Source organism: Aeromonas sp. 600724, assembly GCF_049175135.1.
GTDB classification, from domain to species: domain Bacteria; phylum Pseudomonadota; class Gammaproteobacteria; order Enterobacterales; family Aeromonadaceae; genus Aeromonas; species Aeromonas veronii_A.
Genome location: NZ_JAAKUM010000011.1, coordinates 99,793 through 120,585, shown reverse-complemented (window position 1 = coordinate 120,585; position 20,793 = coordinate 99,793). Strand labels below are relative to the sequence as shown.

Sequence of the window (20,793 nt, the reverse complement as noted above, 5' to 3'; positions counted from 1 at the left end):
CTTTTTTGATCTCGCCGAGTGAGCTCGGCGAAACACAGCGGCAAGGGAGCGGCCAGCGCCTCTCTATTTGCGGTATTCGTTGTTGTAGTTCTGGATGAGACGGCGAGTCACCTCATGCTGGGGATCGGCAAACACCTTGAGAGTCTTGCCGCGCTCCACCACCCGACCTTCGTGCATTACCAGCACCTCGTCGCTGATATGGCTGACGATGCCCAGATCGTTGGCTACCAGCACATAACTCAGTCCCATGGTCTCCTGCATCTCCAGCAGCAGATTGATGATCTGGGAGCGTACCGAGATATCCAGGGTGGAGAGCGCCTCATCGGCCACCACTATCTTGGGGTTGAGGATCAGCGCGCGTGCCAGCGCCACCCGCTGTTGCTGACCGGAGGAGAGCATCTGCGGATAAAACAGGGCGTGGTCCGGCAGCATCCCCACCATGCGCAGGGTTTGCACCACCTTCTCACGGCGCTCCTCCTCGGTCATCTCGGTGTTGAGACGCAGCGGGGTTTCCAGGATCTGGCCGACCCGGATCTTGCGGTTCAGCGAGGTGTTGGGATCCTGAAAAATCATCCGCAGCAGTTTGCAGCGAGTCTGGTAATCGCCATGCACCATCAGTTGGCCGTCGATGGCGATGTCGCCGCTGGTGGGTTCGATCATGCCGGCCAGAATGCGGGCGAGGGTACTCTTGCCGGAGCCAGCTTCGCCGACGATGGCGAGGGTCTGGCCCACTTCAAGATCGAACGAGAGGGGCTTGATCGCCTCTACTGCCTGACGACGAAACAGACCGGTACGGTTCTGGTAGGTTTTGCTAAGGCCTCTGACCTGCAACAGGGATGGCTCGATCACAAGCGAGGCTCCTTCATGGGGGCATTAACGGTCATCATTTTTTGGGCTCCTCCATGTTCAGCGGGAAGTGACAGCTGAACTGATGGCCCTTGATCTTGTTCATCAAAGGAGTCTGCACGCACTGCTTCTGGGCGTAGGGGCAGCGCGGCCCCAGACGGCAGCCGATGGGCAGGTGTTGCAGTGGCGGGATGACGCCGGGCAGGGTCTCGAGGCGCGACTTGTGGCGCACCAGCTTGTCAAAGTCGGGGATCGATTTGAGCAGGGCATCGGTATAGGGGTGATGCGGGGTCTCAAGGATCTGCTCCCGGGTGCCCACTTCCACCATCTGGCCGCAGTACATCACGTTGATGGTATCGGTCAGGTTGGCGATGGCGGCGATGTCGTTACTGATGATCAGGATGGTGGTATTGCCCAGCTTGTTCATCTTGTCCAGGAGTCGCAGGATCTGGGAGTGGGTGGTGGACTCCATGGCGCTGGTGGGCTCGTCGGCTACCAGCAGACGCGGCTGGTTGGCAATGGCCATGGCGATCATCACCTTCTGGCACATGCCATCCGACAGCTCATGGGGATAGGCGCGCATCACCTTGCGGTGATCCTTGACGCCGACCCGGTGCAGCAGGGCGATGGCCTTCTTCTTGCGCCACTGGAAGCGTTGCCAGAATTGCCCCTCGAACGAATCGGTCGGGATTGCCTCTTCCAGCTGGGTGCCGATCTCCTCGGAGGGGTCGAGACAGCTGATGGGGTCCTGGAAGATCATGGCGATCTCGCGACCCATGATGCGACGACGCTCCTTGGGAGGCATGCTCAGCAGATCCATGTCGTTGAAGCGCATCCGGTCGGCACGTACCGTCCAGTTGTCCTTCTCGATGCCGACGATCACCTTGGCGATCAGACTTTTACCTGAGCCGGATTCACCCACCAGACCGCGGATCTCCCCCTCGGTCAGGGTCAGGCTCACCTTGTCCACCGCCTTGACCTTGCCTTGCGGTGTGTCGATCTCGATGGTGAGATTGCGAATATCGAGCAGCGGCATCAGTCATTCCCCTCTTTGAGTGCTTCGCGGATGCCTTCACCAACCAGGTTGGTGGCCAGCACGCTGAACAGGATAGCCATGCCCGGCAAAGTGACGGTCCAGGGTGCGAGATAGATGAGGTCACTCGAATCGGCCAGCATGGTGCCCCACTCCGGTTGAGGGGATTGTGCGCCGAGGCCGAGAAAACCGACTGCCGAGATATCGAGAATGGCCGCAGACAAGGTGCGGGTGGTCTGGGCCACCAGGGTCTCGACGATATTGGGCAAAATAGCCAGCCGCATGATCCTGAAGGGGGGCGAGCCATCGAGCCGACTGGCAATGATGTACTCCTTCTGCATCTCGGCATGCACCGCGTTGTAAGTGGCCCGGATAAAGGGGGGGATCAATGCCAGGGTAATGGCGATCAGGGTATTGCCAAGGCCCGGCCCCAGAATGGCAACCATGATGATGGCCATCAGCAGGGAGGGGATGGAGAGCAGGGTATCGAGCAGGTGGTGCAGCACGCTCGATTTCAGCCCCTTGCTCATGCCGCCGAGTATGCCGATGGCGGAGCCCACCACCATGGCGATCACCACCACGACAAGGGCACAGCCGAAGGTGAGACGTGCTCCCACCACCAGCCGGGAGAGCATGTCGCGCCCCAAATCATCGGTGCCGAGGAAGTAGTCGATGTTGCCGGTCGCCGCCCACGAGGGGGCGAGCAGCAGCTTGTCGGTGTGCTGTTCATCGATGCCGTAGGGGACGACCAGCGGCCCCACCAGCGTGATGAGCAGCAACAGCAAAAAGCACCAGAGCCCCGCCATGGCGAGCGGATTGCGGCTGTAGGAGGCCCACGTCTGCTCAAGGGGCGAGAGGATCTTGAGCTCGGGATAGATGTTCGATTTATCTTGCATAGGATACCTGGCTCCTGGTCACGCCATGAGCGCGTTCAATCTTGTTTGGCATACAACTCTTTGCGCCGTGCCGGATAGATAAGGGTGGTCAGCAACTCGGTGCTGACGCTGGTCAGGATCACGAAACTGGCCACCACCAGAGTCGCGCCGCGAATGGCGGCGTAATCCTGCAGGGCGATGCTGCTGATGAGCCAGCGGCCGATCCCGTGCCACTCGAACACCACCTCGGTGATCATGGCGGAGGTGAGCACGCTACCCAGTTGCAGACCCAGCAGCGGCAGTACCGGCGGCAGGGCGTTCTTCAGACCATGGCGCCAGACGATCTGCGCCTTGGAAAGGCCCCGGCTCGCCGCCGCCTTGATGTAGTTCTGCTTCATCACGTCGATGAGGGAACTGCGCACATGGCGGATCACCTCGGTGGTGGGCACCACCGCCAGCACCAGTGACGGGAGAATGAGGTGGCGCAGGGCATCGTGCAGCGCCGCTTGCCGCCAGGGCTCGTTGCTGAGCAGCACATCGATCACCGCGATGCCGGTAATGGGGGGCACGTCGTAGAGCAGGCTGATCTGGCCCGACGCCGGCAACCAGCCGAGATCCAGCGAAAAGAGCATTACCACCAGCAGTGCCAACCAGAATACCGGTACCGCATAGCCGATAAGACCTGCGGTCATGATGGAGAGATCCAGCGTCTTGCCTTGTGACAGGGCAGCCAGAGTGCCGAGGGGAATACCCACCAGCAGCGAGATGGCAAATGCCGCCAGGCAGAGGATCAGGGTGGCGGGAAAATAGTGGCGGATCTCGTCCAGCACCGGCAGCCCGGAGACGCTGGAGATCCCCAGGTCGCCTGCAAAAATACGGCGCAGAAAGTCGGGATAACCGCGCCAGAAACTCAGTTCGTGACCGAGCAACCGATACTCCAGCAGATAGGCGACCAGCGTCAGCGCCAGCAGGGTGATGAGCAGCAGGTTGATGCGGCGCAAGATGTATAGAAGCATGCTTACTCCCTGTAGGCCTGATTGAAGGAGGTGCCGCCAAAGGGCATCAGTGTCAGCCCCTCGATATCGCTGCGAGTGACCTGGGTACGCAGGGCATGGGCCAGCGGAATGAGCGGCAACTGTTCATTGAGCAGGGTTTGCGCGTAATAGTAGTTGCGCAGCCGGAATGAGAGCTGGGGTGTGGTGACCGCATCATCCAGCAACTGGTCGAAGGCCGGACTGCACCAGCGGCTGTAGTTGTTGCCCCGCTCCACCGCAGAGCAGCTCAGCAACTGGCGAAAGAAGTTGTCCGGGTCGGCATTGTCGGCGATCCAGCCGGAGAGCAGACTGTCGTATTGCCCATTGAGCAGGCGTCTCTCAATGACGGGCCACTCTTGCTGCACAATCTTGAGTTTGATCCCCACCTTGGCCAGGTCACTGCGGATCAGTTGGGCTGTCTTGACCGCATCCGGGTTGTAGGGGCGCGCGTCCGGTTGCACCAGTACCTGCATTTCCAGTCCCTGTTCGAGCCCGGCCTCCTTGAGCAGTTGGCGTGCCCGTTTCAGGTCGGGCTTGCGCTCGGGCAGGCTGGGGTTGTAGCCCCAGGAGAGGGGGGGCAGCAGACTGTTGGCTGGCAGGCCGGTATCGAAATAGACCGCCTGTAGCAGGTTGTCGACATTGATGGCGCTGGCAATGGCCTGGCGAACCTTGACGTTGTTGAACGGTGGTTTACGGGTATTGAGGGCTAAAAACGCGACATTCATTCCTGACTGGACCGAGAGGCTCAAGTCGGGGTGCTCTTTGATCACCGAGAGCTGGCTGGCAGCCGGCGTGCTCATTACGTCACACTCGCCGGTCAGCAGCTTGGCCAGCCGTTTGGCGGATTTTGGGGTGATGTCGTAAACCAGTTGTTCAATTTTTGCTGGCCCGTTCCAGTAAGCGGGATGGCGCTGATAGCGAATGAACTCGTTGTGACGATACTCCTTGAAGCTGAACGGGCCGGTACCGATGGGGCGGCTATCCAGCAGGGTCGGTGTGCCCGCGTTGAGCAACTGGTCGGCATATTCGGCCGAGAGGATCACTGCATAGTCGCTCGCTAGGGTAGCAAGGAAAGAGGCGTTGGGCTGATTCAACTCAAAGACGACGGTGTGTGGCCCTTTTTTGTAGACCTTCTTGATCAGCTGATCCTGCCCCAGACTGAAGAAGTAGGGGTAGTCGCCGCCGGAAACCAGATGATAGGGGTGCTGCTCGTCAAGCTGGCGGGCATAGGTGAAAACCACATCGTCGGCATTGAAGGGACGGCTAGGTGTGAACCAGGCGGTATGGTGAAAGCTTACCCCTTCGCGCAGGGTCAGGGTGTAGGTGAGGCCATCCTCACTGATCTGCCAGTTGGTGGCGAGCGCCGGCTCCAGCGCCAGGGTGTTGGGGTTAACTTCCAGCAAGCGGTCGTAGAGCGGACGGGCACTGGCATCCAGCGTCACCCCTGAGTTGGAAACATGGGGATTGAAGGAGAGGGGGGAGCCCTCAGCGCAATAGATAAGCCCGGTTTTGGAGGCCTCGGGTTGCTTCTGGCAGCCGGTGACCAGCACCAGCAGACCCAGCAGCAAGGGGGTGAGCATTCTCATTGTTGAACCATGTTCTTATAAGGGGTTTGTACGCACGCTTTGATACAAATGTGCCAGCGCGGAGGCTGGCGTGTTGCTGGCGTCGGCATCAACCGCGCTCCTTCACTCTTGTTCTGCATCGTTATCGCCATCCAGCAGCTGATATTTGCGTAGCATGCCACGGAACTGGTGATAGCTTAAGGCCAGCAGTTGAGCGGCTTTGCGCTGATTATACTGGGATTGCTGCATCGCTTGCTTGAGTAAATTAATCTCGTATTCCGCCACCGCCTGCTTGAGATCGAGTGGCAAGGCAAGGGGGGATGCAGATTGTACCTCGCTTCGGGCCTCTTGCGCAGGTTGCGTGACCTGTGGTCGCCAGGGGGAATCAAACGGGTTGAGCACCAGGGTCGAGAGCGGCAGTTGGGGATTGCCCTGACGATAGATACTGCGCTCCACCACGTTCTTCAGCTCCCGCACATTGCCCGGCCAGTGGTAATCCAGCAGTAGCTGGGTTGCCTTGCGCGAGAAACCGGCAAAGAGCGGATACCCAAGCTCCCGGGTCATGCTGTGGGCGAAGTGCTCCGCCAGCATCAGAATATCTTCCCGCCGCTCCCGCAAGGGGGGGAGGGTGATCACATCAAACGCGAGCCGGTCGAGCAGATCGTGGCGAAACTGCCCCTTGTCGGCCAGCGCAGGGAGATCCTCGTTGGTGGCGCAGACCAGCCGCACATCCACCTTGAGGGGCTTGGCCCCGCCCACCCGCTCGAACTCGCCATACTCGATGACCCGCAGCAGCTTCTCCTGCACCCGGGCGCTGGTGGTGGCCAGCTCGTCGAGGAACAGGGTGCCGCCATCGGCCCGCTCGAAGCGGCCCTGATGGCGCTTGGCCGCGCCGGTAAACGACCCCGCCTCGTGACCGAACAGCTCGGTCTCCAGCAGGCTCTCGCTCAGGGTGGCGCAGTTGATGGTGACAAAGCTTTGATCCCAGCGCGCCGAGAGATAATGTAGGCGGTGGGCGATCAGCTCCTTGCCCGTCCCCCGCTCACCGATGATCAGCACGGGTTTGCGCAGCGGGGCGAGCCGTGAGGCCTGCTCGATGATTTCGAGGAATGCGTTGGATTCCCCCAGCAGGCTTTCCGTGGCCGTGGTCATAGTGATCCCTGTCAGTTGTTAAAGCTGGTCAATCTTACCAAAAGGTGGTGATTTTTATCACCACCTGCATGACATCTATTGAAACGGGGCAAAGCAGCCCCATATAAATCAACAAGTTAAATTTTGTTCCAGATTGGCACACAAGTTGCCATTGTCAATGGAGAAACAACGCCATGCCAATAACAGGAGTGCAATCATGAGTATTTTTTCCCGTCTGGCCGACATCATCAATTCCAACCTGACGGCCCTGCTCGACAAGGCAGAAGATCCCCAGAAGATGGTGCGCCTGATCATCCAGGAGATGGAGGACGAGCTGGTCAAGGAGCGTTCCAATCTGGCCCGCTTCCTCGCCAGCCAGAAAGAGATTGGTCGTCAGGTCGCCCGTCATCAGGAGCGGGTCGACGAGTGGCAAGCCAAGGCCGAGCTGGCTCTGACCAAAGGGCGTGAAGATCTGGCCCGCGCCGCCCTTATCGAGAAGAAGAAACAGACCGAGTTGTCAGAGACCCTCTACCGCGAGCAGCAAGCGGTCGACAGCGGTATCGAGAAGCTGGGTGAAGAGATCCGTCAGCTCGAAGCCAAGCTGGAAGATGCCCGCGCCCGTCAAAAGGCGATGGCCATTCGCACCGAAGCGGCCAGCAGCCGTCTCAACGTGCAGAGCCAGGTAGCCCGTGGCGAGAGCCAGGCGGTGGTGAGCAAGTTCGAGCGGATGGAGCGTCGCATCGACGAAATGGAAGCGCGCGCCGATTTGGGACAGTCCGACAAGGCGCTGGCGCAGCAGTTTGCCGAGCTGGAAGTGGACGATCAGATAAGCCGCGAGCTGGAAGCGATGCGCCAGAAGCTGGGTCAGGGCGACAGCAAAAGCGAAGGCAAACAGGGGGAGTAACAGATGGAAGATCTGCTGGGCGTATTGATGGTTCCCATGGTGGTCTTCATGGTGGTGGTGGCCCCCATCTGGCTGGTGCTGCACTATCGTGCCAAGGGGCGGATTGGCGCCGGTCTTGCCGATAGCGAGCGGGAACAGCTGCAAGGGCTGCTGGCTCGCACCGAGAAGATGCAGGAGCGAGTGGGCGCGCTGGAGTCGATTCTGGACGCGGAAGTACCCGGTTGGAGGAACAAGGTATGAGCAGTGTCAGTCGTGAAGGGCGTAACCTCTATCGCGATCCCCAGCGCGGCAAGATAGCCGGGATCTGTGCCGGTTTGGCAGAGTATTTCGGGGTGGAGACCTGGATCGTGCGGCTGCTCGCCATCAGTGGCCTTATCTTCGCCGGTTTCATCACCTTCACCGCCTATATCGCTGCCTGGTTCCTGCTCGATAAAAAGCCGGTCACCCTCTACTCGCAAGAGGATGCCGACTTTGCCGAGGTGCGGATGAAAGCGCGCAGCTGGCAGGCGGGGATCACCCCTCATCAGGCGCTGGGCCGCATCGCGCAGGAACTTGACGCGCTGGAGCCCAGAGTTCAGCGGATCGAGAAGCTGGTGACCTCCAGGGAGTTCACCCTGCAGCGGGAGTTTCGCAAGCTGTAGTGCTTGCCAAAGCACTCAATGTCGATGGTGGAATCTTCTGTGATGATCCACCATCGACGACAACTATCCAGACGTGGATAAGCGGTCGACCTCTCGCACGGCCAATCACGCCGGATGCAACCACCAAGGGAGAACGGATCAAGCCTTGATACTCAATAAACTGGAACAGAAGTTGACTCGCCTGCAACACAAGGCGAACGACGTGGTGAACCGGGTGCGGGATCGCCATATCCGGCTGGCGGTGACCGGCCTCTCTCGCAGCGGCAAGACCGCCTTTATCACGGCACTGGTCAACCAGCTGGAACACGCGGCCATCGACGGCCGTTTGCCGTTGTGGGATGCCCTGCGTCAGGGGCGTATCCTCGGCGCCCGCCGGGTGCCGCAGCTCAATGCCCACATTCCCACCTTTGCCTACGAACGTGGCCTCGACTCCCTGTTTGGCGTTCCACCAGCCTGGCCCGAGCCCACCCGCGGCGTGGCCGAAGTGCGTCTCGAAATTCGCTATCGCACCCGTCATCCTCTGCGCAAGCATCTGGGGGAGATCTCCACCCTCTACGTGGATCTGGTGGACTACCCCGGGGAGTGGCTGCTCGACTTGCCGCTCCTTGAGATGAGCTACGAGCAGTGGAGCGAACAGGTGCGCGAGCAGCTTCGTCGCCCAGAGCTGCAGGCACTCGCCGCCAGCTGGCTGACCCCCGGGTGGCAGGCCGAGCAGCGCTTCGAAGAGCGGCCGGTGGCTGAGCTGGCCGAGCGCTACACTGCCTACTTGCATGCTTGCAAACAGGAGCTGGGGCTGCACCTGATCCAGCCCGGCCGTTTCGTGTTGCCGGGGGAGTATGCCGGTGCCCCCATGCTGCAGTTTGTCCCCTGGGTGTGGGAGATGCCTGCCAGCGATCCCGCCGATGGCACTCTTTACGCCACTCTCAAGCAGCGCTTCGAGCAGTACAAACAGCATCTGGTGCAGGGTTTTTATGAGCAGCACTTTGCCGGCTTTGATCGCCAGATCGTGCTGGTGGATTGCCTGCAGCCGCTTAACGCAGGGGCAGCCAGCTTTGGCGATATGCAGCAGGCCATCGCCCGCATCATGGAGAGCTTTGCCTACGGCAAGAGCAACTGGTGGCGGCGACTCTTCTCGCCCCGTATCGACAAGCTGCTGTTTGTGGCGAGCAAGGCCGATCACGTCACCCCCGAACAACATGCGCCCATGGTCTCACTGCTGCAGCATCTGGTGCGCAGCGGCCGCGGCCAAGCCCGTTTTGAGGGGATCACCACTGAGTGCTTGGCGCTTGCCGCCATCAAGGCGACCGAAGTGGGCAAGGGGGTGGCCAATGGCCGCGAGTTCCCCGCCATCCGCGGCACCAGTCTGAGCGGTGAGCCGCTGCTGCTGTTCCCGGGTGAAGTGCCGCCCCATATTCCGCCCGCGCAGTGGTGGAACAGTCAGGGCTTTGATTTTCAGGCGTTTCGCCCTATGCCCATGAGCCCCCATCAGGCGTTGCCCCATATCCGGCTCGATGCGGCGCTGGAGTTTCTGCTCGGGGATCACCTCGAATAACGGTGTGCGGTCTTGGCACCTGAGCCGAAGGCTGCGCACAGGAGAACAATGCGATGAACGATCAGTTAAAAGAGCGGCCACCGCTGCAGGGCAAGGTGATCCTTGAGCCTGCCTTGACGGTGCCCAGTGACGAGCGCCCGCCCGCACCGTCCCAGCGGCTGGAGGAGGCGAGCTTCGAGCGCCTCGACGAGCTGGACGAGTTCACCGAGGTGGAGAGCGCCCTCGTCATCAAACCGCGTCGCCGTCATCGGCTGCTGGCGTGGGGGCTGGGGGCGGTCGGTCTGCTCTCGTTGGGCCAGTATGGCGCCTTTCTTTACGATCAATTCCTCACCACCCCGCTCTGGGGCAGCGCCTGGCTGGCGGCCTCGGCGCTGGTGGCGGCGGGGACCGCCAGCGTGGTGGGGCGCGAGTGGCTGCGACTACGCACTCTCAAGCGGCGTCAGGATGTACGCTCGCGAGCAGAAGATCTGCTTGCCCATCAGGGAGTCGGGCAGGGGCAGGCCTTTTGCGAAGGGTTGGCGGTCAAAAGTGGCGACAAGGGGCGCGAGGGGTATCAAACCTGGCTGGCCCAGCTCGATGAGAGCCACAGCGATCGGGAAGTGCTGACCCTCTACAGCCAGCTGGTGCTCGCCGAGCGCGACAAGCTGGCACAGGCGCGGGTGGCAAAATGGTCGGGGGAGGCCGCTGTGCTGGTGGCGCTGAGTCCGCTCGCTACCGTCGACATGATGCTGATGCTGTGGCGCAACCTGCGGATGATCGAGGATATCGCCGATGTCTACGCCATCGAACTTGGCTACTGGAGCCGCATACGTCTGATCCGTCAGGTGTTTCGCAACATGCTCTACGCCGGTGCTACCGAGCTGGTGACCGAGGTGGGGATGGACTTGCTGGGCGCCGAGTTTGCCGCCAAGCTCTCTGCCCGCGCGGCGCAAGGGGTGGGGGCCGGGCTGCTCACCGCTCGCCTTGGCCTGCGCACCATAGAGGCGTGCCGTCCGCTGCCCTGGTGTGCGGACGAGAAACCCAAACTCGGCGAGCTGCGCAAGCGGCTGATCGGCCAGCTGGCGGGGTACCTCAACAAATCCTGATAGCCCTGTCTGCACCTTGCTGCGATGATCCATGCCCCTGTCGTGCTCGCCAAGCCACAGGGGCATGGTTTTAATCGGCAGATCATTGAGTTGGCAGCAGTGCCTGGTTTTGGCGAGGCGCCCGTTTACGGTTAAGCTGGCAGTCAATCTTACCAATCACACTCATCGTACCAATCGGCAAGGATGCCCGATGAACTTTACCTTTCGCCAGATCCGTTATTTTGTGGCCGTGGCCGACAGCTTTTCAGTGAGCCGTGCCGCAGCCGAGCTTCATATCTCCCAGTCGGCGGTCACCAGCGCCATTCGCGAGCTGGAGACCGAGCTCGGCGCCCCGCTATTCGAGCGCAATCCGCGCGGCGTCACCCTCACCACTCAGGGGCACCAGTTTTTGCTCCACGCCCGCCGCATTCTCGGCGCCATGACCGAGGCGAGCCACTCCCTCAAAGCAGTAGCCCAGCAGGATCAGGGACGGCTCACTATCGGTGTGACCACCTTGGTGGCGGGTTACTACCTCTCAGAGGCGCTTGGCCGCTTTCGCCGCGCCTTTCCGGCGGTACAGATCGAGGTGAAGGAGGATGAACAGCCCTTCCTTGAGCACCAGATCGTCAACGGCGAGGTGGATGTGGGGATCCTGATGACCAACCGCACCATCCGGCAAGAGGCGTTTGATACCGAATTGCTGACCCGTTCGCCGCTGCGGCTCTGGCTGGCCGCCAACCACCCGCTCTGCGCCGAGTCGACCCTCTCGCTCATCGCGCTAGGGGAGGAGCCGATGATCTCGCTGACCGCCGATCAGCTCGATCAGATCATCGGTGGCGGCCTGCGTCGCTACGGCATCTCCCCCCGTATCGTGCTGCGCACCGCATCGGTGGAGGCGGTGCGCAGTCTGGTGGCGAGCCAGCTCGGGGTCGCCCTGTTGCCCGATTTTGCCTATCGCCCCTGGTCGCTGGAGCAGGAGCGGGTCGAGGCGCGCCCCATCAAGGAGCCCATTCCCGCCATCGATATCGGGCTAGTGTGGCGCCGTGGTTCTCGGCTGGATTGGACGGCGCGGGAATTTATCGATATTGCGCGGGATCAGAGCCGGTTGCGTGCCCGTCAGGCGCTCCCTCGCTAGCCATCTCTTGCGGGGGAGCCACCAAAAATCAGATTCATCTGCACTCGATATCGATTTAGCTGATACCTGAGCCACCAAAAATTGAAATATTCATCGTATTGCCACTCCCCTAAGCTCATTGCTGGTTAACAGGATGTTAACGCCGATGGTGGCGTTCCTTCACCTGATGCAAGTCAACACAATGCAAGGAGTGCATGATGAAATTGACCCCTCTGATGCTGGCTCTTGTGCCGGCGCTGCTGGCAGGCCAGACCCAGGCTGCCCCGACCGAGCTCGGCAAGGGTGAAGGCCAGCTCAATATCGTGGCCTGGGCTGGCTACGTCGAACGTGGCGAGACCGACAAGAACTACGACTGGGTGACCGGATTCGAGAAAGAGACCGGCTGCAAGGTGAGCGTCAAGACGGCGGCCACCTCGGACGAGATGGTGGCCTTGATGAACGAGGGGGGATTCGATCTGGTGACCGCCTCCGGCGATGCCAGTCTGCGTCTGATTGCCGGTGGCAAGGTGCAGGCGCTCAATCTGGCACTCATCCCGAGCTACAGCAAGATTGATCCCCGGCTGCAAAATGCCCCCTGGCACACTGTGGATGGCAAGCACTACGGCGTGCCCTACCAGTGGGGCGGCAATATCCTGATGTACAACACCAAGGTGTTCCCCAAGGCACCGGACTCCTGGAACGTGGTATTCGAGGAACAGACCCTGGCGGATGGCAAGTCCAACAAGGGGCGAGTGCAGGCCTTTGACGGCCCGATCCACATCGCCGATGCCGCCCTCTATCTAATGACCCATCAGCCTGCCCTGGGCATCAAGGATCCTTACGAGCTGAACGAGGATCAGTACAAGGCCTCCCTCGATCTGCTGCGCAAGCAGCGCCAGCTGGTGGGACGCTACTGGCATGATGCTTTCGTTCAAATCGATGACTTCAAGAACGAAGGGGTGGTCGCGTCAGGGTCCTGGCCGTTCCAGGCCAATGCCCTGATTGCCGACAAGCAACCCATCGCCACCACTGTGCCTAAGGAGGGCGTCACCGGTTGGGCCGATACCAGCATGGTGCACAGCGATGCCAGGAACCTCACCTGCGCTTACAAGTGGCTGGAACACTCCCTGAGCAACAAGCTGCAGGGGGATCTCGCCGCCTGGTTTGGCTCGGTGCCTGTGGTGCCTGCCGCCTGTGAGGGCAATGCCCTGCTGGGCCCGACCGGGTGCAAAACCAACGGTATCGACAACTTCGATCGGGTTCGCTTCTGGCGCACTCCGGTCTCCCAGTGCAAGAGCCAGGGAACTTGCGTGCCCTATTACCGCTGGGTTTCCGACTATATCGCCATTCTGGGCGGTCGCTGAGGCGGCGTGAGCAAGGTGGTCGGAACCACTGCCACCTTGCCAACGGCAGGGGAGCTGCGCCTCCTCTGCATGACTGCCAAAACCGGATAATCAAGCGGGCCGGACAGGAGTCCGGCCCATCCCAGTACAGACAAGGACGCCCCATGAACGCCGTACAATTTGACCGGGTCAGTCGCCACTATAGCGAGGTGAAGGCGGTCGATGACATCTCTTTCCAGATCCCCTCCGGGGAATTCTTTACCCTGCTGGGGCCGAGCGGTTCCGGCAAGACCACTTGCCTGCGGATGATCGCGGGCTTCGAGTACCCGAGCGATGGGGAGATCCGCCTGTTTGGCGAACCCTGCTCCACCGTGCCCCCCTATGATCGCAACCTCAACACCGTGTTTCAGGACTATGCCCTGTTTCCCAACATGGATGTGCGCGACAACATCGGCTATGGCCTGATGCTCAAGGGGGTCGCCAAGGCACAGCGTTACCGCAAGGTGGACGAGATGCTGGAGCTGGTGCGATTGCCCGGGGTCGGCAAGCGCCGCCCAAGCCAGCTCTCCGGCGGCCAGCGCCAGCGCATTGCCATCGCCCGGGCGCTTATCAACCAGCCACGCATCCTGCTGCTGGATGAGCCGCTGGGGGCCCTCGATCTCAAACTGCGCGAGCAGATGCAGCTTGAGCTCAAGGCGCTGCAACGCCAGCTGGGCATCACCTTTATCTTCGTCACCCACGATCAGCAGGAGGCGCTCTCCATGAGCGACCGGATCTGCATCTTCAGTCAGGGCAAGATCGAGCAGATCGCAGCCCCCGATACCATCTACGACGCTCCGGCGACGCCGTTTGTGGCCCGCTTTGTCGGCACCGTCAATCTGTTCGAAGGGGAGCAGGCCAGACGGCTGTGCGGTGACGGCAGCCAGATGATGGTGCGCCCGGAGCGGATCCGGCTCGCTGAGGCGGGCGCGCCGGGCTGGTCGGGGGAGATCCGCGAGGTGGAGTATCTGGGCCCCTTCGTCCGTTATCGGGTTGATCTCGGGGAGCAGCTCGAGATCATCGTCAATCACCCCAATGAGGGGCAGGCCCGTCTGGCCCGTGGCAGCAGGGTCAGTCTCAGCTGGCCGGAGCAGGCCATCCATCGCCTGAGCGGCGCCCATCAGGGGGCGCAGCCATGAGTGCCCCTCACAGTGCGAGTCTTGCCATGAACCATCAGCCCGAACCTGCCCGTTTCAGGCCGCTGCGGCGCCTCTCGACCCTGCTCTATGGTCGGCCCGGCCTGCTGCTGGCGATCCTGCTGGGGCCGCCGCTGCTGTGGCTCGGCATCATCTATGTCGGCTCCTTGCTGATGCTGCTCTCCAACTCCCTGTTCGGGCTGGACGAGTTCAGCGGTCAGGTGCGCCACGAGCTGGGGCTGCAAAACTTCGTCGCCCTGCTGCGACCGGAGAATCTGGATGTGATCGGCCGCACCGTCGGCATGTCGCTGCTGGTGACCCTGGCCTGCGCCCTGCTCGGTTTTCCGGTTGCCTACTACATGGCACGCTACACCAGTGGCAAGACCCGGGCGCTGTTCTATGTAGGGATCATGCTGCCGCTCTGGTCCAGCTATCTGGTGCGGGTCTACGCCTGGAAGCTGATCTTGGCCAAGGAGGGGGTAGTGAGCTGGCTGGCAGACAGCATGGGGCTGGAGTGGCTGCTCGATGCCATCCTCTCCCTGCCGGTGATAGGTGGCCCGTCGCTCTCCTTCTCGCGGCTCGGCACCTTTATCGTGTTCGTCTATGTCTGGCTGCCCTTCATGATCCTGCCCATTCAGGCGGCGGTGGAGCGTATTCCGCGATCCCTGCTGGAGGCGAGCAGCGATCTGGGGGCGACACCCGCCCAGACCTTTCGCAACCTGATCCTGCCGCTGGCGTTGCCCGGTGTGGTGGCGGGCTCCATCTTCACCTTTTCGCTGACCCTCGGTGATTACATCATCCCCGGCATCATCGGCAACTCGACCATGTATATCGGTCAGGTGGTCTACATGCAGCAGGGAACGGCGGGCAATCTGCCCTTTGCCGCCGCCTTCTCGCTGGTGCCGATCCTTATCATCGCCATCTATCTGGCGATTGCGAAACGGTTAGGAGCCTTTGATGCGCTTTGACCCTATCGCTTTGAACCGGCAGCAAGGAGGCCGTCATGTCAGCTAGCTCAGTGAGCCGTCAGGGAGAGCGCCCTTCGGGCCTGCTCAAGTACGCCTCCATCGGTGGACTCTTGTTCCTGCACTTTCCCATTCTGTTTATCTTCCTCTACGCCTTCACCAGCGAGAGCAAGAGTTACCAGTTTCCGCCCCCCGGGCTCACCCTCAAGTGGTTCGAGGTGACCCTCAATCGTCCCGATGTGTGGCGTGCTATCCAGCTGTCACTGGAGGTAGCGGGGCTGGCGACGCTGGCAGCCATGATCCTCGGTACCTTGGCGGCAGGGGCCATTGCCCGCAGCCGCTTCTTCGGTCAGGAGGTGGTGTCGCTCTTGCTGGTGCTGCCCATCGCGCTGCCCGGCATCGTCACCGGTATCGCGCTGCGCTCCGCCTACGGCTTGATGGAGATCCCGTTCAGCTTCTGGACCATCGTTATCGGCCACGCCACCTTCTGTGTGGTGGTGGTCTACAACAATGCGCTGGCCCGTTTTCGCCGCACCAACCAGAGCCTCATCGAGGCGTCGATGGATCTCGGGGCCGACGGCTTCCAGACCCTGCGCTACGTGATCCTGCCCAATCTGGCCACGGCGCTGCTGGCGGGGGGCATGCTGGCCTTTGCCCTGAGTTTTGACGAAGTGATCGTCACCACCTTTACGGCGGGCCAGCAGACCACGCTGCCCATCTGGATGTATCAGGAGCTGATCCGTCCCCGAGACAGGCCGGTCACCAACGTGGTGGCCCTCATCATAGTGGCCTTCACCACTATCCCCATTTTGCTTGCCTACTACCTCACTCGCGACACCCATGATGTTGCTGGCAGTGGCAAATGATGATTCAACGCGTGCGCAAGGATGCAACCATGAAACTCTCAACCCAACTCTTGATTGATGGCCAGTTTGTGACCGGCGAGGGGCAGGCCGAACCCATTCTCAACCCGGCTAACGGCGAACAGATCGCCGCCGTGCCCGAAGCCTCGTTCGAACAGGTGAACCGGGCGGTGAACGGTGCCCAGCGCGCCTTCGCCCAGTGGAGCCGCACCACCCCGGCAAGCCGCAGCAATCTGCTGCTGCGTCTGGCGGATCTCGTCGAGCGCCACGCCGAGGAGTTTGCGGCGCTGGAATCCCTCAACTGCGGCAAACCCTATCTGGCTGTGCTCAACGACGAGCTGCCCGCGGTGGTGGACTGCTTCCGCTTCTTTGCCGGGGCGGCCCGCTGCCTGCAAGGGCCGCTGGCGGGGGAGTATCTCGAGGGGCACACCAGCATGATCCGCCGTGATCCCATAGGTGTTGTGGGCAGTATCGCCCCCTGGAACTACCCGCTGATGATGGCGGCCTGGAAGATGGCGCCGGTGCTGGCGGCGGGCAATACGGTGGTGCTCAAACCCTCCGAACAGACCCCGCTCACCGCGCTGCGTTTGGCGGAGCTGGCCAGCGAGATCTTCCCCCGCGGCGTTATCAACGTCATCTGCGGGCGGGGCGAGAGTGTAGGGGCGCCGCTGGTGGAGCACCCGCTGGTGCGGATGGTGTCGCTCACCGGCGATATCGCCACCGGCCAGAAGATCCTGCAAAGCGCCGCCCGCACCATGAAACGCACCCACCTTGAACTGGGGGGCAAGGCGCCGGTGATCATCTTCGACGATGCGGATCTGGAGGCGGTGGTGGCAGGCATTCGCACCTTCGGTTTTTACAATGCAGGGCAAGATTGCACCGCCGCCTGCCGTATCTATGCCCAGGGCAAGATCTACGACAAGTTCGTCGCCGCCATGACCGATGCGGTGGCCTCCATCAAGGTGGGAAGCCAGTACGAGGAGGGGGTGGAGATGGGGCCGCTTATCTCGGACAGACAGCGCAACCGGGTTGCCAGCTTTGTCGAGCGGGCCCAGAGCAGCGGTCATGTGGAGGTGACGGCGGGGGGCAAGATCCGCCCAGGCAACGGCTTCTTCTTCGAGCCGACCCTGATTGTCGGGGCCCGGCAGGAGGATGAGATCGTGCGCCGCGAGGTGTTTGGCCCCGTGGTGTCGGTGACCCGTTTCAACGATGCCGAGCAGGTGGTGCAGTGGGCCAACGACTCGGACTATGGCCTCGCCTCGTCGGTCTGGACCAAGGATCTGAGCCTCGCCAGCAAGGTGGCCAGCCACCTGCAATATGGCTGCACCTGGATCAACACCCACTTCATGCTCACCTCCGAGATGCCCCACGGCGGCATGAAGATGTCGGGCTACGGCAAGGATCTCTCCCTCTATGCGCTGGAGGATTACACGGTGCCGCGCCATATCATGGTCAAGCTGTAGTGGGGATTGGTTAGCGGGTTGTCACAATTTATTTACAACTGTTTCAGGCAGCCGACTCATGGGTCGGCTGCTTTTTTTGTTGCCATTTCGTTACAGTGAAATCGTGATGAAACGGCAAGGCGCCTTGATGTGGCGCCAGAGGATGGAACCGCTATGGCAACCTTCTACACCGCCCACCAGCCGGATGCTGACGGGGTGATCCACTACTCGGCCGAAGAGCACGGCACCTGGCAGATCCTGATCGAACGTCAGCTGGCGGCGCTTGAAGGCAAGGCGTGTGACGAGTATCTGGCGGGCCTTGAAAGACTGACATTGCCGCGAGATCGCATCCCCCAGCTGGCGGAGCTCAACGAGGTATTGCTGGCGACCACCGGTTGGTCGGTGGCGGCAGTGCCCGCGCTTATCTCGTTTGACCGCTTCTTTGCCCTGCTGGCCAACCGCCAGTTCCCGGTCGCCACCTTTATCCGGCGCCGCGACGAGCTCGATTACCTGCAGGAGCCCGATATCTTTCACGAGATCTTCGGCCACTGCGCCATGCTGACCAATCCCGCTTTTGCTCACTTTACCCACCTCTATGGCCAGCTTGGCCAGCAGGCGAGCAAGGAGGAGCGGGTCTTTCTGGCCCGTCTCTACTGGTTCACCGTGGAGTTTGGCCTGCTGGCCACGGCGGACGGGCTGCGTATCTACGGCGGTGGCATTCTATCCTCCATCGGCGAGACAGCTTATGCCCTTTCCGGCAAGCCGCTGCTGCAACCCTTCGATCTACTGACTATGCTGCGCACCCCGTATCGCATCGACATCATGCAGCCCACCTATTTTGTGCTGCCGAGTCTCGATCATCTCTACCAGCTGGCCGGGGAGGAGATCATGGCTGCTCTGGCGGAGGCCAGTCGGCTTGGCCTCTATCCGCCACGTTTTGAGGTTGCCGCAGGCAAACAGGCGAGCTGACCAAAAGCAAACAACCCTATTTCATTTTCATTAATTTTTCATTAATTCAAGCAGGAGTAACCCATGTCCGAACTGGCCAGCCAACAGTGTGAAGCGTGTCGCGCCGATGCCCCCAAGGTGAGCGATGAGGAGCTGCGCGAGCTGATGCAGCTTATTCCCGACTGGCAGCCGCTGGTGGAGGAGGGGGCGCTGCAACTGCGACGGGAATTTACGTTTCGCAACTTCAAGGAGGCGCTGGCCTTTACCAACCGCCTGGGCGAGCTGGCGGAGGCGGAGTTCCACCATCCGGCCATCCTGACCGAGTGGGGTAAGGTGACCGTCAGCTGGTGGACCCACAAGATCGGCGGCTTGCATCGTAACGACTTCATCATGGCTGCGCGTACAGACCAATTGCCCAGATAATCTGAGAACAGGTTGAGGCGGAGTATCCCCCTTCCTGCATTTCTGACCGAATGGGGGAAGGTGACCGTCAGCTGGTGGACCCACAAGATCGGCGGATTACACCGCAACGACTTCATCATGGCAGCGCGTACCGATCAGTTACTCCGGTAATCGCGCCCCACACCAGCGTCATCGGTTGACCCGGGCCTGCCTGCGAAAGCGGGGCGGGCCCGCATTTTTATGGGCTGGCGCTCGCACTGGGGGGATCGAGACTGTATTATCCGCTCATTCATAGAGTTAGCTAGGAAGTGTGTCCCGAATGCGTCTTGAAGTCAGCTGTGAAGACCGCCTGGGCCTGACCCGGGAACTGCTCGACCGCCTGGTGGAGCACAATATCGATCTGCGCGGCATCGAAATCGATACCTCAGGCATCATCTATCTCAACTTTCCCGAGCTGGAGTTCAGTGATTTTCAGCACCTGATGCCGGAGATCCGCCGTATTCCCGGCGTCTACGACGTCAAGACCATCCCCTACATGCCTTCCGAGCGAGAGCATCACGAGATCGAGGCGCTGCTCAAGGCGCTGCCGGATCTGGTCTTCTCCCTCGACAGCAAGGGCAAGGTGACCCAGGCCAACCAGTCTGCCCTCACCACCCTCGGCTTGCCGGTGGAGGAGGTGCGCGGGGTGGCGCTCGGTTCGCTGGTCAAGGGTTTCTCCTTCACCCGCTGGCTGGAGGCGAGCGAGATCAAGCCGCAGACCTGCAAGCTCAGTTTCAATGGCGAAGAGTATCTGGCAGATCTGATGCCGCTGTTCGTGGCAGAAGCCCGCGGCAAGCAGGCGCTGGCCGGGGCCGTGGTGGTGCTCAAATCTGCCCGTCGGGTCGGTCTGCACTTCAGCGCGCTTCATGCGGTGGAAGTGGGGGGCTTCGAGCATCTGCAGGCCGAGAGTCCCAAGATGAAAGAGGTGCTGTCGCAAGCGCGCAAACTGGCGATGCAGGACGCGCCGCTGCTGATCGTCGGCGAGACCGGCACCGGCAAGGAGCTGCTGGCCCGTGCCTGTCACGGGGCCAGCCTGCGCTCCAGCCACCCCTTTATGGCCCTCAACTGCGCCGCCATGCCCGATAACGTGGCCGAGAGCGAGCTGTTTGGTTATGCCCCCGGCGCATTTGGCAACAACACCGAGGGCAAGCGCGGCGTGCTGGAGCTGGCGAGCGGCGGCACCCTGATGCTGGACGAGATCGGCGACATGTCTCCCCATCTGCAGACCAAGTTTTTGCGGGTGTTGCAGGATGGGGTGTTCCGCCGGGTCGGTGACGAGCAGGAGGTGAAGGTCAACGTGCGTTTCATCTGCACCACTCAGAAGCAGTTGCTGGATCTGGTGCACGAAGGAACCTTCCGCGAGGATCTCTACTATCGCCTCAACGTGCTCAGTCTGGCGCTGCCCCCCCTGCGCGAGCGCAAGGCAGACATCATGGTGCTGGCCCAGCAGTTTGTCACCCGCTTTGCCAGCGAGTTGCAGCGACCCCGTCCGCGCTTTACCCGCAACATGGCTGACTACCTGACCGCCTACCGCTGGCCGGGCAACGTGCGTCAGCTGCGCAACTGTCTCTACCGCGCCATGACACTGCTGGAAGGGGATGAGCTGGGGCCCGAGCAGATCGACCTGCCGGTGGCGGCCGATACCATGCCGCTGATCGACGAGTGGTTTGAGGGGAATCTCGACGATGCGGTGAAGCGCTTCGAGAGCCAGCTGCTGGCCCGGCTCTATCCCGCCTTCCCGTCGACCCGTCAGTTGGCCAAACGCCTGGGCGTGTCGCATACCGCCATCGCCAACAAGCTGCGGGAATATGGCATCAGCAAGAAGTAAGTTGTTCCGGATGCCAGCCAACAGAGAGC

Annotated in this window: 20 protein-coding genes and 1 pseudogene; 15 read left to right on the top strand and 6 right to left on the bottom strand. The window is 61.4% G+C overall.

Annotated elements, in window-relative coordinates; genetic code table 11:
- Nucleotides 1-63: 63 nt before the first annotated feature.
- The 6 genes from G5168_RS12065 to pspF form a co-directional block, all read right to left on the bottom strand.
- Nucleotides 64-849: an ATP-binding cassette domain-containing protein gene (locus tag G5168_RS12065; RefSeq protein ID WP_005333681.1), complete on the bottom strand. Its 786-nt coding sequence runs from the start codon at nucleotides 847-849 to the stop codon at nucleotides 64-66.
- Between the two features lie 34 nt (nucleotides 850-883).
- Nucleotides 884-1,882, bottom strand: coding sequence for an oligopeptide/dipeptide ABC transporter ATP-binding protein (locus tag G5168_RS12060; protein ID WP_227342654.1), 999 nt, complete (start codon nucleotides 1,880-1,882; stop codon nucleotides 884-886).
- Nucleotides 1,882-2,775 (bottom strand): ABC transporter permease subunit, encoded by an 894-nt coding sequence (locus tag G5168_RS12055; RefSeq protein ID WP_216953434.1) that lies wholly within the window; start codon nucleotides 2,773-2,775, stop codon nucleotides 1,882-1,884. Before G5168_RS12055 ends, G5168_RS12060 begins: the two co-directional genes overlap by 1 nt.
- Nucleotides 2,776-2,810: 35 nt before the next feature.
- Nucleotides 2,811-3,770, bottom strand: coding sequence for an ABC transporter permease (locus G5168_RS12050; protein WP_421252265.1), 960 nt, complete (start codon nucleotides 3,768-3,770; stop codon nucleotides 2,811-2,813).
- A gap of 2 nt (nucleotides 3,771-3,772) precedes the next feature.
- Entirely contained in the window at nucleotides 3,773-5,368 is a 1,596-nt protein-coding gene (sapA, locus tag G5168_RS12045) for an ABC transporter substrate-binding protein SapA (RefSeq protein ID WP_216980316.1), read from the bottom strand.
- A gap of 108 nt (nucleotides 5,369-5,476) precedes the next feature.
- Complete coding sequence (gene pspF, locus G5168_RS12040; protein ID WP_005333674.1) at nucleotides 5,477-6,505, bottom strand: phage shock protein operon transcriptional activator; 1,029 nt, start codon at nucleotides 6,503-6,505, stop codon at nucleotides 5,477-5,479.
- 196 nt (nucleotides 6,506-6,701) lie between these two features.
- Between pspF and pspA the strand changes: the two genes are divergently transcribed.
- The 15 genes and pseudogenes from pspA (at nucleotide 6,702) to tyrR (ending at nucleotide 20,764) form a co-directional block, all read left to right on the top strand.
- Nucleotides 6,702-7,388, top strand: coding sequence for a phage shock protein PspA (gene pspA / locus G5168_RS12035; RefSeq protein WP_005361184.1), 687 nt, complete (start codon nucleotides 6,702-6,704; stop codon nucleotides 7,386-7,388).
- A 3-nt stretch (nucleotides 7,389-7,391) separates the two neighbouring features.
- On the top strand, nucleotides 7,392-7,628 hold the full coding sequence (gene pspB, locus G5168_RS12030) for an envelope stress response membrane protein PspB (protein WP_005333672.1): 237 nt from the start codon (nucleotides 7,392-7,394) through the stop codon (nucleotides 7,626-7,628).
- Nucleotides 7,625-8,029: an envelope stress response membrane protein PspC gene (pspC, locus tag G5168_RS12025; protein WP_005333670.1), complete on the top strand. Its 405-nt coding sequence runs from the start codon at nucleotides 7,625-7,627 to the stop codon at nucleotides 8,027-8,029. The genes pspB and pspC overlap by 4 nt, the downstream gene beginning before the upstream one ends.
- A 145-nt stretch (nucleotides 8,030-8,174) precedes the next feature.
- Nucleotides 8,175-9,581 carry a YcjX family protein gene (locus G5168_RS12020; protein WP_421252264.1) on the top strand — a complete coding sequence of 469 codons (1,407 nt, stop codon included), beginning with the start codon at nucleotides 8,175-8,177 and terminating at the stop codon, nucleotides 9,579-9,581.
- 53 nt (nucleotides 9,582-9,634) lie between these two features.
- Nucleotides 9,635-10,666, top strand: a complete 1,032-nt coding sequence (locus G5168_RS12015) for a YcjF family protein (protein WP_040069345.1) — start codon at nucleotides 9,635-9,637, stop codon at nucleotides 10,664-10,666.
- Nucleotides 10,667-10,856: 190 nt separating this feature from the next.
- The gene (locus tag G5168_RS12010) at nucleotides 10,857-11,780 is read left to right on the top strand and encodes a LysR family transcriptional regulator (RefSeq protein WP_421252263.1); all 924 of its coding nucleotides are present in this window, start codon (nucleotides 10,857-10,859) and stop codon (nucleotides 11,778-11,780) included.
- A gap of 197 nt (nucleotides 11,781-11,977) precedes the next feature.
- On the top strand, nucleotides 11,978-13,123 hold the full coding sequence (locus tag G5168_RS12005; protein ID WP_227342656.1) for an ABC transporter substrate-binding protein: 1,146 nt from the start codon (nucleotides 11,978-11,980) through the stop codon (nucleotides 13,121-13,123).
- A gap of 143 nt (nucleotides 13,124-13,266) precedes the next feature.
- The gene (locus G5168_RS12000) at nucleotides 13,267-14,280 is read left to right on the top strand and encodes an ABC transporter ATP-binding protein (protein ID WP_421252262.1); all 1,014 of its coding nucleotides are present in this window, start codon (nucleotides 13,267-13,269) and stop codon (nucleotides 14,278-14,280) included.
- Nucleotides 14,277-15,245: an ABC transporter permease gene (locus tag G5168_RS11995; RefSeq protein WP_005346227.1), complete on the top strand. Its 969-nt coding sequence runs from the start codon at nucleotides 14,277-14,279 to the stop codon at nucleotides 15,243-15,245. The genes G5168_RS12000 and G5168_RS11995 overlap by 4 nt, the downstream gene beginning before the upstream one ends.
- 35 nt (nucleotides 15,246-15,280) lie before the next feature.
- Nucleotides 15,281-16,108: an ABC transporter permease gene (locus G5168_RS11990; RefSeq protein WP_421252261.1), complete on the top strand. Its 828-nt coding sequence runs from the start codon at nucleotides 15,281-15,283 to the stop codon at nucleotides 16,106-16,108.
- Nucleotides 16,109-16,137: 29 nt separating this feature from the next.
- Nucleotides 16,138-17,568, top strand: coding sequence for a gamma-aminobutyraldehyde dehydrogenase (locus tag G5168_RS11985; RefSeq protein WP_040069353.1), 1,431 nt, complete (start codon nucleotides 16,138-16,140; stop codon nucleotides 17,566-17,568).
- 153 nt (nucleotides 17,569-17,721) lie between these two features.
- Nucleotides 17,722-18,516, top strand: coding sequence for a phenylalanine 4-monooxygenase (gene phhA / locus G5168_RS11980; protein WP_227342660.1), 795 nt, complete (start codon nucleotides 17,722-17,724; stop codon nucleotides 18,514-18,516).
- A gap of 63 nt (nucleotides 18,517-18,579) precedes the next feature.
- Nucleotides 18,580-18,918: a 4a-hydroxytetrahydrobiopterin dehydratase gene (locus G5168_RS11975; protein WP_005352635.1), complete on the top strand. Its 339-nt coding sequence runs from the start codon at nucleotides 18,580-18,582 to the stop codon at nucleotides 18,916-18,918.
- Nucleotides 18,919-18,960: 42 nt separating this feature from the next.
- Nucleotides 18,961-19,068 (top strand): annotated as a pseudogene (locus G5168_RS11970) (4a-hydroxytetrahydrobiopterin dehydratase); the annotation flags it as partial.
- 148 nt (nucleotides 19,069-19,216) lie between these two features.
- On the top strand, nucleotides 19,217-20,764 hold the full coding sequence (tyrR, locus tag G5168_RS11965; RefSeq protein WP_335837946.1) for a transcriptional regulator TyrR: 1,548 nt from the start codon (nucleotides 19,217-19,219) through the stop codon (nucleotides 20,762-20,764).
- The last annotated feature ends 29 nt before the right edge of the window (nucleotides 20,765-20,793 follow it).